At 64.5% G+C, this 13,409-nt stretch carries 26 protein-coding genes; all 26 read right to left on the reverse strand.

The window, feature by feature from the left end:
• Positions 1-190 precede the first annotated feature (190 nt).
• Positions 191-1,252, reverse strand: coding sequence for a DNA-directed RNA polymerase subunit alpha (locus VH326_RS10200; RefSeq protein ID WP_329631705.1), 1,062 nt, complete (start codon positions 1,250-1,252; stop codon positions 191-193).
• A gap of 97 nt (positions 1,253-1,349) precedes the next feature.
• Positions 1,350-1,739 (reverse strand): 30S ribosomal protein S11, encoded by a 390-nt coding sequence (gene rpsK / locus VH326_RS10205; protein WP_007405180.1) that lies wholly within the window; start codon positions 1,737-1,739, stop codon positions 1,350-1,352.
• Positions 1,740-1,796: 57 nt separating this feature from the next.
• A complete protein-coding gene (gene rpsM, locus VH326_RS10210) occupies positions 1,797-2,165 on the reverse strand; it encodes a 30S ribosomal protein S13 (protein WP_329631706.1) in 369 nt (122 codons plus the stop codon).
• A 173-nt stretch (positions 2,166-2,338) separates the two neighbouring features.
• Positions 2,339-2,599: a hypothetical protein gene (locus tag VH326_RS10215; RefSeq protein ID WP_329631707.1), complete on the reverse strand. Its 261-nt coding sequence runs from the start codon at positions 2,597-2,599 to the stop codon at positions 2,339-2,341.
• A gap of 214 nt (positions 2,600-2,813) precedes the next feature.
• Positions 2,814-2,975 carry a hypothetical protein gene (locus tag VH326_RS10220; RefSeq protein WP_329631708.1) on the reverse strand — a complete coding sequence of 54 codons (162 nt, stop codon included), beginning with the start codon at positions 2,973-2,975 and terminating at the stop codon, positions 2,814-2,816.
• A 26-nt stretch (positions 2,976-3,001) separates the two neighbouring features.
• The gene (locus VH326_RS10225; protein WP_329631709.1) at positions 3,002-3,664 is read right to left on the reverse strand and encodes an adenylate kinase; all 663 of its coding nucleotides are present in this window, start codon (positions 3,662-3,664) and stop codon (positions 3,002-3,004) included.
• A gap of 27 nt (positions 3,665-3,691) precedes the next feature.
• On the reverse strand, positions 3,692-5,056 hold the full coding sequence (gene secY, locus VH326_RS10230; RefSeq protein ID WP_329631710.1) for a preprotein translocase subunit SecY: 1,365 nt from the start codon (positions 5,054-5,056) through the stop codon (positions 3,692-3,694).
• A gap of 119 nt (positions 5,057-5,175) precedes the next feature.
• Positions 5,176-5,730: a 50S ribosomal protein L15 gene (rplO, locus tag VH326_RS10235; protein WP_329631711.1), complete on the reverse strand. Its 555-nt coding sequence runs from the start codon at positions 5,728-5,730 to the stop codon at positions 5,176-5,178.
• A 39-nt stretch (positions 5,731-5,769) separates the two neighbouring features.
• Entirely contained in the window at positions 5,770-6,024 is a 255-nt protein-coding gene (locus VH326_RS10240) for a hypothetical protein (RefSeq protein WP_329631712.1), read from the reverse strand.
• A gap of 28 nt (positions 6,025-6,052) precedes the next feature.
• Positions 6,053-6,229, reverse strand: a complete 177-nt coding sequence (gene rpmD, locus VH326_RS10245; RefSeq protein WP_329631713.1) for a 50S ribosomal protein L30 — start codon at positions 6,227-6,229, stop codon at positions 6,053-6,055.
• 5 nt (positions 6,230-6,234) lie between these two features.
• Positions 6,235-6,978, reverse strand: coding sequence for a 30S ribosomal protein S5 (gene rpsE / locus VH326_RS10250; protein ID WP_329631714.1), 744 nt, complete (start codon positions 6,976-6,978; stop codon positions 6,235-6,237).
• 3 nt (positions 6,979-6,981) lie between these two features.
• Positions 6,982-7,338 (reverse strand): 50S ribosomal protein L18, encoded by a 357-nt coding sequence (rplR, locus tag VH326_RS10255; protein WP_329631715.1) that lies wholly within the window; start codon positions 7,336-7,338, stop codon positions 6,982-6,984.
• Positions 7,338-7,871: a 50S ribosomal protein L6 gene (gene rplF / locus VH326_RS10260; protein WP_329631716.1), complete on the reverse strand. Its 534-nt coding sequence runs from the start codon at positions 7,869-7,871 to the stop codon at positions 7,338-7,340. Before rplF ends, rplR begins: the two co-directional genes overlap by 1 nt.
• Positions 7,871-8,266 (reverse strand): 30S ribosomal protein S8, encoded by a 396-nt coding sequence (rpsH, locus tag VH326_RS10265; RefSeq protein WP_329631717.1) that lies wholly within the window; start codon positions 8,264-8,266, stop codon positions 7,871-7,873. Before rpsH ends, rplF begins: the two co-directional genes overlap by 1 nt.
• Before the next feature lie 9 nt (positions 8,267-8,275).
• Positions 8,276-8,581: a 30S ribosomal protein S14 gene (rpsN, locus tag VH326_RS10270; RefSeq protein WP_329631718.1), complete on the reverse strand. Its 306-nt coding sequence runs from the start codon at positions 8,579-8,581 to the stop codon at positions 8,276-8,278.
• Positions 8,582-8,600: 19 nt separating this feature from the next.
• Complete coding sequence (gene rplE / locus VH326_RS10275; RefSeq protein ID WP_329631719.1) at positions 8,601-9,197, reverse strand: 50S ribosomal protein L5; 597 nt, start codon at positions 9,195-9,197, stop codon at positions 8,601-8,603.
• Positions 9,190-9,507: a 50S ribosomal protein L24 gene (gene rplX, locus VH326_RS10280; RefSeq protein ID WP_329631720.1), complete on the reverse strand. Its 318-nt coding sequence runs from the start codon at positions 9,505-9,507 to the stop codon at positions 9,190-9,192. Before rplX ends, rplE begins: the two co-directional genes overlap by 8 nt.
• Positions 9,507-9,875, reverse strand: a complete 369-nt coding sequence (rplN, locus tag VH326_RS10285; protein WP_329631721.1) for a 50S ribosomal protein L14 — start codon at positions 9,873-9,875, stop codon at positions 9,507-9,509. Before rplN ends, rplX begins: the two co-directional genes overlap by 1 nt.
• 84 nt (positions 9,876-9,959) lie before the next feature.
• Positions 9,960-10,253: a 30S ribosomal protein S17 gene (rpsQ, locus tag VH326_RS10290; RefSeq protein ID WP_329631722.1), complete on the reverse strand. Its 294-nt coding sequence runs from the start codon at positions 10,251-10,253 to the stop codon at positions 9,960-9,962.
• A gap of 10 nt (positions 10,254-10,263) precedes the next feature.
• Positions 10,264-10,491 carry a 50S ribosomal protein L29 gene (rpmC, locus tag VH326_RS10295; RefSeq protein WP_329631723.1) on the reverse strand — a complete coding sequence of 76 codons (228 nt, stop codon included), beginning with the start codon at positions 10,489-10,491 and terminating at the stop codon, positions 10,264-10,266.
• 1 nt (position 10,492) lies between these two features.
• Positions 10,493-10,927, reverse strand: coding sequence for a 50S ribosomal protein L16 (rplP, locus tag VH326_RS10300; protein WP_329631724.1), 435 nt, complete (start codon positions 10,925-10,927; stop codon positions 10,493-10,495).
• Positions 10,928-10,952: 25 nt separating this feature from the next.
• Positions 10,953-11,660 carry a 30S ribosomal protein S3 gene (gene rpsC / locus VH326_RS10305; RefSeq protein ID WP_329631725.1) on the reverse strand — a complete coding sequence of 236 codons (708 nt, stop codon included), beginning with the start codon at positions 11,658-11,660 and terminating at the stop codon, positions 10,953-10,955.
• Positions 11,660-12,037, reverse strand: coding sequence for a 50S ribosomal protein L22 (rplV, locus tag VH326_RS10310; RefSeq protein ID WP_329631726.1), 378 nt, complete (start codon positions 12,035-12,037; stop codon positions 11,660-11,662). The genes rpsC and rplV overlap by 1 nt, the downstream gene beginning before the upstream one ends.
• 1 nt (position 12,038) lies before the next feature.
• Positions 12,039-12,314 (reverse strand): 30S ribosomal protein S19, encoded by a 276-nt coding sequence (gene rpsS, locus VH326_RS10315; RefSeq protein ID WP_329631727.1) that lies wholly within the window; start codon positions 12,312-12,314, stop codon positions 12,039-12,041.
• A 1-nt stretch (position 12,315) separates the two neighbouring features.
• A complete protein-coding gene (rplB, locus tag VH326_RS10320; RefSeq protein WP_329631728.1) occupies positions 12,316-13,170 on the reverse strand; it encodes a 50S ribosomal protein L2 in 855 nt (284 codons plus the stop codon).
• A partial coding sequence (locus VH326_RS10325; protein ID WP_329631729.1) for a 50S ribosomal protein L23 occupies positions 13,170-13,409 on the reverse strand: 240 nt, incomplete at its 5' end. The genes VH326_RS10325 and rplB, both read right to left, overlap by 1 nt.

Below are 13,409 nucleotides of genomic sequence, written 5' to 3' on the forward strand. Positions count from 1 at the left end.
CATCGCCTTTCCTCTTCTTGGCCCTCTCCCGCCCGCGGGAGAGGGTTGGGTGAGGGTCTTGTTTCTTCTTCGGCCCGCCGCGGCAAAGCCGCGTCGTCGGACCTCGCGATGCGAGGCCGGCCGGGTTTGCTCGACTCCGCGTCCAACTCGGCGATTGCTGCGCAATCCCCTCCTTAGCCGCGGGCGAGCTTCACCCCATTATTTCCTGTTCGAGCTTCTTCGCCATCTCTTCGATATTCTCGGGCGGCCAGCCCGGGATTTCCATCCCCAACCGCAGCCCCATGCTCGACAGCACTTCCTTGATCTCGTTCAACGACTTGCGGCCGAAGTTCGGGGTGCGCAGCATCTCGGCCTCGGTCTTGCCGACCAGGTCGCCGATATAGATGATGTTGTCGTTCTTGAGGCAATTGGCCGAGCGCACCGACAGTTCGAGCTCGTCGACCTTCTTGAGCAGGTAACGGTTGATCTGCTGGGTATCGCCGGTGATGCCGGTGTCGGCGGCGGGGGCCGCCATGCCGATCGGCGCCGAGCGCGTGACCGCCGAATCGTCGAAGTGGACGAACAGCGCCAGCTGGTCCTGCAGGATGCGCGCGGCGTAGGCGAGCGCGTCCTCCGGGGTCACCGTGCCGTCGGTCTCGATCGACAGCGTCAGCTTGTCGTAATCGAGCTCTTGCCCGACGCGGGTGTTCTCGACCTTGTACGACACCTGGCGGACCGGCGAATAGAGCGCGTCGACCGGGATCAGCCCGATCGGCGCGTCGACCGGACGGTTGGCGACCGCGGCGACATAGCCCTTACCGACATCGGCGGTGAGCTCCATGTTGAGCGTCGCGCCGTCGTCGAGGTGGCAGATCAGCAGATCGGGGTTCATCACCTCGATATCGCCCGACACCGCGATGTCGCCCGCCTTGACGTCGGCCGGACCGGTCGCCGAAAGCTGAAGCCGCTTGGGGCCTTCGCCTTGCATGCGGATCGCGATCTGCTTGACGTTGAGCACGATGTCGGTGACGTCTTCACGCACACCCGCGAGGCTGCTGAACTCGTGCAGCACGTTCTCGATCTTGATCGAGGTGACCGCAGCGCCCTGCAGCGACGACAGCAACACGCGGCGAAGCGCGTTGCCGAGCGTAAGGCCGAAGCCGCGCTCGAGCGGTTCGGCGACGAACGTCGCCTTGCTCTTCCCGTCGCCGCTCTTCTTTTCGAGCGCGTTGGGCTTTTTCAATTCCTGCCAGTTCTTTGCATTGACGGACACGGGGGCTTCCCTCTGTTGGGCCGGGGGATGTACGGGTCCCTGGCCATTTGGGGTGGTACCGGCGCCGCGCGATCAACCGCGCGCCGGCAAGTGGAAATCAGACTCGGCGGCGCTTCGACGGGCGAACGCCGTTGTGCGGGATCGAAGTCACGTCGCGGATCGAGGTGATCTGGAAACCGACCGCCTGCAGCGCACGAAGAGCGCTCTCACGGCCCGAGCCGGGGCCCTTGACCTCGACCTCGAGCGTGCGGACGCCGTGCTCGGCGGCCTTCTTTCCGGCATCCTCGGCGGCGACCTGCGCGGCGTACGGCGTCGACTTGCGCGATCCCTTGAACCCCATCATCCCGGCGCTGGACCAGCTGATCGCATTCCCTTGCGCATCGGTGATGGTGATCATGGTATTGTTGAAGCTGGCGTTCACATGCGCGACGCCGGCGGTGATGTTCTTGCGTTCACGGCGCCGGATGCGCTGCGGTTCACGTGCCATTTTGGAATTCCTGACCTTATCTACAAGGAAGCGAGCCGCCCCGGGACGGCTGCGAGCTTACTTCTTCTTGCCGGCGATCGGCTTCGCCTTGCCCTTGCGGGTGCGCGCATTGGTGTGCGTCCGCTGGCCGTGCACGGGTAGCCCCTTGCGATGGCGAAGCCCGCGATAGCAGGCCAGATCCATCAGGCGCTTGATGTTCATCGCGGTCTCGCGGCGAAGGTCACCCTCCACCGTGTAGCCGGCGTCGATCGCCTCGCGGATCTGCAGCACTTCCTGGTCGGTCAGGTCCTGCACGCGAGTCGCCGGCGCGATGCCGAGCTTGCCGGTGATTTCCTGGGCCTTGGCCGGACCGATACCGTGGATATAGGTCAGCGCGATCACCACGCGCTTGTTGGTCGGGATGTTGACACCCGCAATACGTGCCATGAAATATGTTCTCCTAGCTCCACGGGGAACGGCATGGCTGCCGCGTTCCCCATCTCAACGCGTTTGCCCGAAACGCACGACAGCGGCGGACGCAAACGAGCGCCGCCGGCCAGCCGGTGTATCGGAAGGCCGCTCATCTAGGTGCGAGTCGGAACGGTGTCAAGCGCGGGAGACTAGTAGCGCGAGTCTCCGCTATCGCCGACCACCGGCTGCGGATAGTCGAGCGCGTCCGTCTTGATCCAGCGGCTGTCGCCGTCGCTGTCGACGACCTGAACGCTGTTCTCGCCAGGCTCGGCCGGCATCCGCGTGGATAGATTCGCGTAGAACGGGTCCATGTCAGCGCTGGCGGACTGGCCGAGCAATACGCCCGTCGCCGCGCTACCCAAGGCGGCGGGTCCAACGAGCATCCAGCCATGGTGCTTGTTCGAAAGCATGCGACTGCTCCGGCCCTGCCGACCGGGGAGATAACGAAGCAATAACGCAAGCGTTCCTATTTGGGCGCGCGCTCCGCCGCAGGCCTTGAGCCCCGCGAGTTGCTCGCCAAGCACGACGTCAACCGGCGGCGCCATCCCGTCGACCCCACCGGGCAGTACCCGCCAACCGCGTAGGTCATCTTGAGCGTGGTGGCGTTACCGCCGCCGGAGGGCATCAGTTCGAGAGTATGACGCCGGTCAGCGCGACCGCCGCGGGCGGTGCAGCAATGGTCACGGTTCTGGAAACGGTGAAGCCAGCGGGTAACGTATCGACTACTTCGGCAGCAGCGGGAGCAGCGAGTGCGACCAAAACGCACGCGGCGATCAGACGAACCATATACCCTCCCCGAAAGAGAGGACGAGCTATGCCTTCGTCTGTGTACCGTCGAGGACCGCGGCGATCGCGGCGCTAACCGTGTCAATATCGGCCATGCCGTCGATCCGGGTGAGGATGCCGCGAGCTTCGTAGATCGGGATGACCGGCGCGGTCTTTGCGCGATATTCGGCCATGCGGGTGCGCACGGTCTGCTCGTTGTCGTCGGCGCGGCGCTTGAACTCGTGCCCACCGCACACGTCGCACGTGCCCGCGACCTTGGGCTGCTTGAACATGTCGTGATAGCCCGCCCCGCAGGTCGCGCAGGTATAGCGCCCGACGATCCGCGTCACGAGCTTGTCCTCATCGACATGGAGTTCGATCACATGATCGAGCCTGCGGCCGTTATTGCCCAGGATTTCGTCGAGCGTGCCCGCCTGCGCGGCGGTGCGCGGATAGCCGTCGAAGATCGCGCCCTGCTCGGGCTTTAACGCGGCGAGGCAATTGTCGATCAGTGCCGAGACGATCTCGTCCGAGACCAGCTCACCAGCGTCCATCACCGCCTTGATGCGATCGCCGAGCTCGGTGCCCGCATTCTTCTCGGCGCGCAGCATGTCGCCGGTCGACATCTGGACCATCCCGCGGCTCGCGACGAGCCGCTCGGCCTGGGTGCCCTTGCCGGCACCCGGTGGCCCGAGGAGAATGATGTTCACGCTGCCTCTCCTGCTACGCCGCGCCGATCAGCGCAGACGCCCGCCCTTGAGCTTCGCCTTCTTGATCAGGTCGCCATATTGGTGCGCCAGCAAGTGCGACTGGATCTGAGTCACCGTGTCCATCGTCACGTTGACCACGATCAGCAGACTGGTGCCGCCGAGGTAGAACGGAATCTTGAGCGCCGAGACGAGATATTCGGGCACCAGGCAGATGAACGCCAGATACGCCGCGCCGATCACGGTGATGCGAGTCAGCACGTAATCGAAATACATCTCGGTGTTCTTGCCCGGGCGGATGCCCGGGATGAACCCGCCATAGCGCTTGAGGTTGTCGGCGGTCTCCTCGGGGTTGAACACCACCGCGGTGTAAAAGAACGAGAAGAAGATGATGCCGGCGCCGTACAGCGTCATGTAGAGCGGCGAGCCGTGCTGGAGATACTGGTTGAGCGTGATGACCACGTCGCCCCACCAGCTGTCGCCCTTGACGGCATTACCGGCGAACTGAGTCACCGTCAGCGGCATCAGCAGCAATGACGAGGCGAAGATCGGCGGGATCACGCCCGCGGTGTTGAGCTTCAACGGCAAATGGCTGCGGTCCGACTGCACCCCGCGCGCCGTCTGGCGCTTGGGATATTGGATCAGGATCCGCCGCTGCGCGCTTTCCATGAAGCAGATCAGCAACACGATCGCGGTGACGGCGGCGACGATCATGACGACCGTCAGGCTGTCCATGGTCCCAGTCCGGCTGCCGTTGACAAGGTTGTAGATGTTGGTCGGCATGTTCGCGACGATGCCGGCCATGATGATCAGCGATACGCCGTTGCCGATACCGCGGCTGGTGATCTGCTCGCCGAGCCACATCAGGAACATCGTGCCGCCGACCAGGCTGATGACTGCGCCCATGCGGAACATCATGCCGGGCTCGACCACCGCCTGGATGCCCTGGCTGGCACCGAGCTTTTCGAGTCCGACGGCGATGAAGTAGCCCTGGATCGCGGTCAGCCCGACCGTGCCGTAGCGCGTGTACTGATTGAGCCGCTTGCGCCCGCTCTCACCCTCTTTCTTGATCGCGGCGAGCGTCGGCGACAGCGAGGTCGCCAGCTGCACCACGATCGAAGCGGTGATGTAGGGCATCACGCCGAGCGCGGTCAGCGACATGCGCTTCAATGACCCGCCCGAGAAATTGTTGAAGAAATCGAGCACGCCGCCCGTCGTCTTGTCGCCGAGCAGCCCGAGCGCGGTCGGATCGACACCCGGCAGCGGCACGAAGCTCAGCAACCGGAACACGATCAGCGCGCCGATTGTGAACCACAGCCGCTTCTTGAGGTCGGTGGCCTGGGCGAACTTCGAAAGGTTGAGCCCGGAGGCGAAGCTGTCGGCTGCGGATGCCATTGCGTGTTTACGTCCTGAAAACTGAAACGGCGGCGAGCGCCTAGCATCGCCCCCCGCCGTTCATATAGTCACGTGCTCCGGGTTGTCACCCCGTGTGCTCCCGCCGGGGCGGGAACGCCTCACTTCTTCGCGGCGGCCTGCTTGGCTTCCTTGTCAGCCTTGCGTTCGCGATACTTGACGCCCTTTTTGGCGGCGGCCTTTTCGGCGGCGGAAACGACGTGGATCACGTCGACCTTGCCGCCGGCCTTTTCGACCGCTTCAATTGCGCCCTTCGACGCGCCCGCGACGGAGAAGTTGAGCTTCGCCGAGAACTCGCCCTTGCCGAGCAAGCGAACGCCGTCCTTGCCGCCGCGCGACAGCCCGGCCGCGCGCAGCGCCGCCTGGTCGATCGTGGCCTTGGCATCGAGCTTCTTGGCGTCGATCGCCTTCTGGATCGCGCCGAGGTTCACCTCGGCATAATCCTTGGCGAAGATGTTGTTGAAGCCGCGCTTCGGCAACCGCATGTGGAGCGGCATCTGGCCGCCTTCGAAGCCGGCGATCGAAACGCCTTCGCGGCTCTTCTGGCCCTTGACGCCGCGTCCGCCGGTCTTGCCCTTGCCCGATCCGATGCCGCGTCCGACGCGCATCTTGGATTTACGGGCGCCCGCATTGTCGCGGAGTTCGTTCAGTTTCATGTCGTGCACTCGCTTTCGCTTTTGTCGCGCTAATTCTGTTCAACGACAATGATGTGGGGTGCGCGAAGCATAGAATGCTTCTGGGCCCTTGCAGCCATTGTCACTCAAATCGATCATCACCGATGAGCCGTTCGAGAACGAGATCATCATGCTCTGCTCGACATCTGCCACATCGGTGACAGCAGTTCCGATCAACGGGCCGCCCTCGATGCGATAGTCGTTCCAGATCCTGAGATCGCATTCGTTGTCGAACTTGATCCAGAACCCGTAGCCATCGTCAAACGCGTCGATCACAACGCGCCCGGCGACGAGTTCGCGGAAATTACTCAGCGACGCTCACCATATGCGCGACCTTGCGGATCATGCCACGCACCTCGGGGGTGTCGGTCAGCTCGACGGTCCGGTGCATCTTGTTGAGCCCGAGACCGATCAAGGTCGCCCGCTGGTCGCCGGTGCGGCGGATCGGCGAGCCGGTCTGCGTGATCTTCACTGTAGCCATCAATCTTACTCCGCGATCGCGGCTGCATCCGCCTCAGCGGTTTGCGAACCACCGCGGCCGAGCAGGTCGGCGATCTTCTTGCCGCGGCGCTGCGCAACGCTCTTGGGCGAGGTCTGCTCGCCCAGCGCTTCGAAGGTCGCACGGATCATGTTGTAGGGGTTCGAGGTGCCGACCGACTTGGTCACCACGTCGGCGACGCCCAGGCTCTCGAACACGGCGCGCATCGGGCCGCCGGCGATGATGCCGGTTCCCTGCGGCGCCGAGCGCAACGTCACGCGACCGGCACCGAAATGCCCGTTGCCGTCGTGGTGCAGCGTGCGGCCTTCCTTCAAGGGGACGCGGACCATCGCCTTCTTGGCCGCCGCGGTCGCCTTCGAGATGGCTTCCGGCACTTCGCGCGCCTTGCCGTGGCCGAAGCCGACCCGGCCCTTGCCGTCACCGACAACGACCAACGCCGCAAAGCCGAAGCGCTTGCCGCCCTTCACCGTCTTCGAAACGCGATTGATGTGGACCAGCTTCTCGATCAGCTCTTCGCCGCCGTCGTCCGTGCCGGGGCCGCCACGGCCGCGATTGTCACGGCCACGGCCGCCGTCACGGCCGCCGCGATTGCCGCCACCGCCGCCCGGGCCGCCACGGCCACGGCCGCCCCGCGCGCCGCGCTGCTGCTGCGGCGGCGCACCGGCTTCCGGCGCAGCGTTGGCCGAGGCCTCGACCGGCGCGTCGGCCGTTGGGTTGGTTTCGTCAGCCATTCTTTAAAACTCCAATCCGGCTTCGCGCGCGGCGTCGGCCAGCGCCTTGACGCGACCATGGTAGAGAAAGCCGCCACGATCGAAGACGACCTGCTTGACGCCGGCCTTCACCGCGGCTTCCGCCACGCGCTTGCCGACCGAGGTTGCGGCGTCGATGTTGGCGCCCGAAGTGCCGCGCACGTCCTTTTCCAGCGTCGAGGCCGAGGCGACGGTGGTGCCGTTCGCGTCGTCGATCACCTGGGCATAGATGTGCTTGCCCGAACGGTGGACCGACAGCCGCGGACGGCCCGACCCACGCGCGCGGAGCGCGGTGCGATTGCGGCGACGCCGCTTGTCGAACAGAGAAAGACCCTTGGTCATTACTTCTTCTTCCCTTCCTTGCGGAAGATATACTCGCCGTCGTACTTGATGCCCTTGCCCTTGTACGGCTCGGGCTTGCGCCAGCGGCGGATCTCGGCGGCGAGCTGGCCGACCTTCTGCTTGTCCGAACCCGAAATCTCGACCGTCGTGTTGTCCGGGGTCGCGACCGTCAGGCCTTCGGGCACGTCGATGTCGACGTCGTGGCTGTAGCCGAGCTGAAGCTTGAGCTTGCGACCCTGCGAGTTGGCGCGATAGCCGACGCCGGTAATCAGGAGCTTCTTGGTGAAGCCCTCCGACACGCCCGTCACCAGGTTCTGCACCAAGGTGCGCTGCATGCCCCAAAAAGCTCGCGCCTGCTTGGAGTCGTTGGCCGGCTTCACCGTGATGCCGTCGTCGGCCAGCGTATAGCTGATCTCGTCGCGCAGCGGCATCGCCAAGGTCCCCTTGGGGCCCTTCACGTTGATCTGCCCGCCCTCGATCGTCGCGGTCACGCCGCTCGGGATCGAAACCGGCTTCTTACCGATGCGGCTCATCAGAACACCTCCGCCAGCACTTCGCCGCCGACGTTCTGCTCGCGCGCCTCGGTGTCCGAGAGCACGCCGCGCGGCGTCGAGACGATGGTGATGCCCAGGCCGTTGAGCACTCGCGGCAGTTCCTGCGAACCGCTATAGACGCGCCGGCCGGGCTTCGAGACTCGCGCAACGTGCTTGATCGCCGGCTGGCCCTCGAAATATTTGAGCTCAATACGGATGCCCTTGGCGGGCCCCATCTCTTCCTCGGAATACCCGCGGATATAGCCTTCGCGCTGGAGCACCTCGAGCACGCGGACGCGCAGCTTCGACGCCGGCGAAAGGACGGAATCCTTGCGCGCGCGCTGGCCGTTGCGGATGCGGGTGAGCATATCACCCAGGGGGTCGGTCACTGCCATTTCTCGTCCTTACCAGCTCGACTTCGTGAGGCCGGGGATCAGGCCCTTGTTGGCCAGATCGCGCAGCATGACACGGGCAAGCCCGAACTTGCGGTAGTAAGCGCGCGGACGCCCGGTCAGCGCGCAACGGTTGCGAATGCGGGTCGGATTGCCGTTGCGCGGCAGCTCCGCCATCTTCAGACGCGCGATCAGGCGCTCGGTATCGTCGAGCGACTTGTCGTTCGCCTTCGCCTTGAGCTTCGCCAGCCTGGGGGCGGTCTTCGCCACCAGCTTCTTGCGCCGCTCGTTTTTGTTCACGGAACTCAGTTTCGCCATGACTTAAGTTCTCTTTCCCTTATGCCGCTTGCTTCTGCTCGCCGTCCGCATCCTGCGGGAACGGGAAGCCGAAGAGGCGGAGAAGCTCGCGAGCTTCGTCGTCGGTATTTGCGGTGGTGGTGACGATCACATCCATGCCGCGCACCTTGTCGATGCGGTCATAGTTGATCTCCGGGAACACGAGCTGCTCCTTGAGACCCATCGCGTAATTGCCGCGACCGTCGAACGACTTCGGGTTGAGCCCGCGAAAGTCGCGAACGCGCGGCAGCGCGATCGTGATGAAGCGGTCGAGGAACTCGTACATCTTCTCGCGACGCAGCGTGACCTTCACGCCAATCGGCATCCCCTCGCGCAGCTTGAACTGCGCGATCGATTTCTTCGCCTTGGTGACGACCGGCTTCTGCCCGGCGATCAGCTCCATTTCGGACGCGGCCTGCTCGACCTTCTTCTTGTCCTGAGTCGCTTCGCCCACGCCCATGTTCAGGACGATCTTCGAGATACGCGGCACTTCGAGCGCGTTCTTGTAGCCGAACTTGTCGGTCATCGCCTTGACGATCGTGTCGTCATAGATGCCCTGCATGCGGGGCTTGTACCCGCCCTTGGTCTTCTCAGCCATCGATTGTCTTCCCGGTCTTGACCGCGACACGGACCTTCTTGCCGTCCTTGCCCGTTTCGAAGCGGACTCGGGTCGGCTTGCCGTCGACGACGTGCGCGACCTTCGAAATGTGCATCGGCGCTTCCGAACGGTCGAGACCGCCCTGCGGGTTCGCCTGGCTCGGCTTCACATGGCGGACGTGCACGTTGACGCCAGACACGATGACCTTGCCGTCCTTCGGCATCGCCTTGGTGACTTCGCCGGTGCGGCCCTTGTCCTTGCCGGACAGGACGATCACCTGGTCACCCTTCTTGATCCGTGCGGCAGCCATTACAGCACCTCCGGCGCAAGGCTGATGATCTTCATGTGCTTGCGCGCGCGCAGCTCACGGACGACCGGGCCGAAGATACGCGTGCCGATCGGCTCCTCGTTCTTGTTGACCAGCACCGCGGCGTTGCCGTCGAAGCGGATCACCGAGCCGTCGGCGCGGCGAATGTCCTTGGCGGTACGCACGATGACGGCGCGGTGAACGTCGCCCTTCTTCACGCGGCCGCGCGGTTGCGCTTCCTTGACGCTGACGACGATGATGTCGCCGACGCCGGCCGTGCGACGCTTCGAGCCGCCCAGCACCTTGATGCACTGCACCCGCTTCGCGCCGCTATTGTCAGCGACGTCGAGATTGGATTGCATCTGGATCATCGATCCGCTTCCTTCTCTCTTGGCCTACCGGGACATGCGCCCGGGGGTTCCTGCTAAACTCCCAGCCCATTCGGGCTGAACTGATTACGCGCCTGCCGCAGCCTCTTCGCCCGACAGGTCGACCCGCTCGGGCGTCGCGTGGGTGTTGACCCGCTCGATCACCTTCCAGGTCTTCAGCTTGCTGATCGGCGCGGTCTCTTCGATCCGCACGGTCTCGCCAGCCTTGTATTCGTTGCCCTCGTCATGGGCGTGGTACTTCTTCGAACGGCGGATGATCTTGCCGTAGAGCGCGTGCTTGACCTTGCGCTCCACGTTCACGACCACCGTCTTGTCGCCCTTGTCCGAGACGATCTGTCCGGTCAGCACGCGCTTCGGCATTGCTAATTCCTTACTTCGCGGCCGCGGACGCTTTGGCGCGCGCGGACTGCTGGGTCTTGATGCGGGCGATGTCACGACGGACCTCGCGCACGCGGCTCGGCTTTTCGAGCTGGCTGGTCGCCGCCTGGAAGCGCAGGTTGAATGCCTCGCGCTTGAGCTCGCCCAGCGTCTCGTTGAGCTGGTCGTCGCTCTTGCCGGCGACGTCGAGCCCGGTCGACTTGGTTTCTTTCTTCGCCATCTTACTCGCCTCCGAGGTGCGACGTGTCACCCAGACGCGCCACGACCTTGACCTTGATCGGCAGCTTCATCGCCGCGCGCTCGAACGCTTCCGCGGCGAGCGGGCCGGGAACGCCGTCGAGCTCGAACAGGATGCGGCCGGGCTTGACCCGGGCCGCCCAATATTCCGGCGCGCCCTTGCCCTTGCCCATGCGGACTTCGGCGGGCTTGGCGGTGACCGGCACGTCCGGGAAGATACGGATCCACAACCGCCCCTGGCGCTTGATGTGGCGCGTGATCGCGCGGCGAGCCGCTTCGATCTGGCGCGCGGTGATCCGCTCCGGCTCCATCGCCTTCAGCCCGTACGAGCCGAAGTTGAGCGCGGTTCCGCCCTTCGCGTTGCCGTGAATCCGCCCCTTGAACTGCTTGCGGTGGTCGAACTTTTTCGGTTGCAGCATGTCTCTGGTTCCTTACCGGCGCCGATTAACGACGATCGTCGCGCGCGGGACGGACGCCGGAAGTCTGCGCTTCCATCATCAGCCGCTCTTGCGCCATCGGGTCGTGACCCAGGATCTCGCCCTTGAACACCCACACCTTGACGCCGCAGACACCGTAAGCGGTGTGTGCCTGCGCTTCGGCGTAATCGAGGTGCGCGCGCAACGTGTGCAGCGGCACCCGGCCCTCGCGATAGCTTTCCGAACGCGCGATCTCGGCGCCGCCGAGACGGCCGCCGCAGGCAACGCGGATACCGTCGGCACCCAGCCGCATCGCCGACTGCACCGCGCGCTTCATCGCGCGACGGAACGCGATACGGCGCTCGAGCTGGTCGGCAATGCCCTGCGCGACGAGCTTGGCGTCGATCTCCGGCTTGCGGATTTCGACGATGTTCAGCGACACGTCGGACGACGTCATCGATCCGATCTTCTTGCGAAGCTTCTCGATGTCGGTGCCCTTCTTGCCGATGATCACGCCGGGGCGCGCGGCATAGATCGACACGCGGCACAGCTTGGCCGGACGCTCGATCACCACCTTCGAGATCGCGGCCTGGGGCAGCGTGTCGATGATGTACTGGCGAATCTGCAGGTCCTCGAGGAGGAGCCGGCGGTAGTCATTGCCTTCGGCGTACCAGCGGCTGTCCCAGGTACGGTTGATCTGCAGGCGCAGACCGATCGGGTTGCTCTTGTGACCCATTATGCTTCTTCCTGCTCGCGGACGACGATGCGAAGCCGCGAGAACGGCTTCAGGATGCGGGTGGACTTGCCACGGCCGCGAGTGGCGAACCGCTTCATCGTGATCGACTTGCCGACCGATGCCTCGGCGACGACGAGCGCGTCGACGTCGAGGTTGTGGTTGTTCTCGGCATTCGCGATCGCAGATGCCAGCACCTTGCGCGCGTCGACCGCCATCGCCTTCTTCGAGAAGGTCAAGATGTTGAGCGCGTCGCCGGCCTTGCGGCCACGAATCAGGCCCGCGACCAGGTTGAGCTTCTGGGCCGAGCCGCGGATCTGCGTGCCGACCGACAAGGCTTCCTTGTCGCCGACCTTGCGGGGGGATTTAGGCTTGGACATCTTAGCGCTTGCCCTTCTTGTCGGCGGCGTGCCCCGGGAAGTACCGGGTCGGCGCGAACTCGCCGAGCTTCATGCCGACCATGTCCTCGTTCACCGACACCGGCACGAACTTGCGGCCGTTATAGACGTTGAAGGTCAGGCCGACGAAGTCGGGCAGGATCGTCGAGCGGCGCGACCAGGTCTTGATCGGCGCGCGAGTGCCGGCCTCCTGTGCGGTCTGAGCCTTTTTCAAAAGGCTCAGTTCGACGAACGGGCCCTTCCAGACTGAACGAGCCATGTTAGCCCTTCCTCTTGGTCGAATGACGCGACCGGATGATCATCTTGTCGGTCGATTTGTTGTGACGAGTGCGAGCACCCTTGGTCGGCTTGCCCCACGGGGTGACCGGATGACGGCCGCCCGAGGTCCGGCCTTCACCACCGCCGTGCGGGTGGTCGACCGGGTTCTTGGCGACGCCGCGGGTCAGCGGGCGGATGCCCTTCCAGCGGTTGCGGCCGGCCTTGCCGAGGTTGGTGTTCTGGTTGTCGGGGTTCGACACCGCACCGACCGTCGCCATGCAATTCGAGTGGATGTAGCGCTGCTCGCCCGAATTGAGGCGAACCATCACCATGCCCTTGTCGCGCCCGACGACCTGCACATAGGTGCCGGCCGACCGCGCGAGCTGACCACCCTTGCCGGGCTTCATCTCGACGTTGTGGACGATCGTGCCGACCGGCATCTGGCCCAGTTCCATCGCGTTGCCCGGCTTGACGTCGGTCTTCTTGCCGGCAACCACCTTGTCGCCGACGCCGAGGCGCTGCGGTGCGATGATATAGGCCAGACGATCCTTGCCGTCCTCGCCCGCGCCGTAATTCACGAGCGCGATGAAGGCGGTGCGGTTGGGATCATATTCGATCCGCTCGACCGTGCCGTCGACGTCCCACAAGCGGCGCTTGAAGTCGACGATGCGATACTTCTGCTTGTGGCCGCCCGCGATCCCGCGGCTGGTCACATGGCCCTTGTTGTTACGGCCACCGGTCTTCTGCTTGCCTTCGGTCAGCGCCTTGACGGGGCGACCCTTGAACAAGCCCGACCGGTCGATCAGGATCAAGCCACGGCGCGCCGGGCTCGTCGGATTATAATGCTTGAGTGCCATTACGCGCTGACCCCCTGCGTCACGTCGATGGACTGGCCGTCCTTCAGCGTGACGATCGCCTTCTTCATGTCGGAGCGCGTGTAATCGGCGCCCTTCCACTTCTTGGTCTTGCCCTTCTGGACGATCGTGTTGACGTTCGTGACGCTGACATTGAACAGCGCCTCGACGGCAGCCTTGATCTCGGGCTTGGTCGCGTCGCGCGCGACCTTGAACACCACCGCATTCTGTTCCGACATCAT

The organism is Sphingomonas sp. (assembly GCF_036269755.1).
GTDB lineage: Bacteria > Pseudomonadota > Alphaproteobacteria > Sphingomonadales > Sphingomonadaceae > Sphingomonas.

Bases quoted from the DNA above. Each gene is read 5' to 3' on its own strand.
- rplP (WP_329631724.1), bottom strand. From the start codon at position 10,927: ATGCTGCAACCGAAAAAGTTCGACCACCGCAAGCAGTTCAAGGGGCGG.
- rpsH (WP_329631717.1), bottom strand. From the start codon at position 8,266: ATGGCAGTGACCGACCCCCTGGGTGATATGCTCACCCGCATCCGCAAC.
- rpmC (WP_329631723.1), bottom strand. From the start codon at position 10,491: ATGGCGAAGAAAGAAACCAAGTCGACCGGGCTCGACGTCGCCGGCAAG.
- rplF (WP_329631716.1), bottom strand. From the start codon at position 7,871: ATGAGCCGCATCGGTAAGAAGCCGGTTTCGATCCCGAGCGGCGTGACC.
- rpsS (WP_329631727.1), bottom strand. From the start codon at position 12,314: ATGGCTCGTTCAGTCTGGAAGGGCCCGTTCGTCGAACTGAGCCTTTTG.
- rpsM (WP_329631706.1), bottom strand. From the start codon at position 2,165: ATGGCACGTATTGCGGGTGTCAACATCCCGACCAACAAGCGCGTGGTG.
- rpsE (WP_329631714.1), bottom strand. From the start codon at position 6,978: ATGGCTGACGAAACCAACCCAACGGCCGACGCGCCGGTCGAGGCCTCG.
- secY (WP_329631710.1), bottom strand. From the start codon at position 5,056: ATGGCATCCGCAGCCGACAGCTTCGCCTCCGGGCTCAACCTTTCGAAG.
- rplO (WP_329631711.1), bottom strand. From the start codon at position 5,730: ATGAAACTGAACGAACTCCGCGACAATGCGGGCGCCCGTAAATCCAAG.
- rplN (WP_329631721.1), bottom strand. From the start codon at position 9,875: ATGATCCAGATGCAATCCAATCTCGACGTCGCTGACAATAGCGGCGCG.
- VH326_RS10215 (WP_329631707.1), bottom strand. From the start codon at position 2,599: ATGCTTTCGAACAAGCACCATGGCTGGATGCTCGTTGGACCCGCCGCC.
- rplR (WP_329631715.1), bottom strand. From the start codon at position 7,338: ATGACCAAGGGTCTTTCTCTGTTCGACAAGCGGCGTCGCCGCAATCGC.
- rpsK (WP_007405180.1), bottom strand. From the start codon at position 1,739: ATGGCACGTGAACCGCAGCGCATCCGGCGCCGTGAACGCAAGAACATC.
- VH326_RS10220 (WP_329631708.1), bottom strand. From the start codon at position 2,975: ATGGTTCGTCTGATCGCCGCGTGCGTTTTGGTCGCACTCGCTGCTCCC.
- rplB (WP_329631728.1), bottom strand. From the start codon at position 13,170: ATGGCACTCAAGCATTATAATCCGACGAGCCCGGCGCGCCGTGGCTTG.
- rplV (WP_329631726.1), bottom strand. From the start codon at position 12,037: ATGTCCAAGCCTAAATCCCCCCGCAAGGTCGGCGACAAGGAAGCCTTG.
- rplE (WP_329631719.1), bottom strand. From the start codon at position 9,197: ATGGCTGAGAAGACCAAGGGCGGGTACAAGCCCCGCATGCAGGGCATC.
- rplX (WP_329631720.1), bottom strand. From the start codon at position 9,507: ATGGCTGCCGCACGGATCAAGAAGGGTGACCAGGTGATCGTCCTGTCC.
- rpmD (WP_329631713.1), bottom strand. From the start codon at position 6,229: ATGGCTACAGTGAAGATCACGCAGACCGGCTCGCCGATCCGCCGCACC.
- rpsQ (WP_329631722.1), bottom strand. From the start codon at position 10,253: ATGCCGAAGCGCGTGCTGACCGGACAGATCGTCTCGGACAAGGGCGAC.
- rpsC (WP_329631725.1), bottom strand. From the start codon at position 11,660: ATGGGTCACAAGAGCAACCCGATCGGTCTGCGCCTGCAGATCAACCGT.
- rpsN (WP_329631718.1), bottom strand. From the start codon at position 8,581: ATGGCGAAACTGAGTTCCGTGAACAAAAACGAGCGGCGCAAGAAGCTG.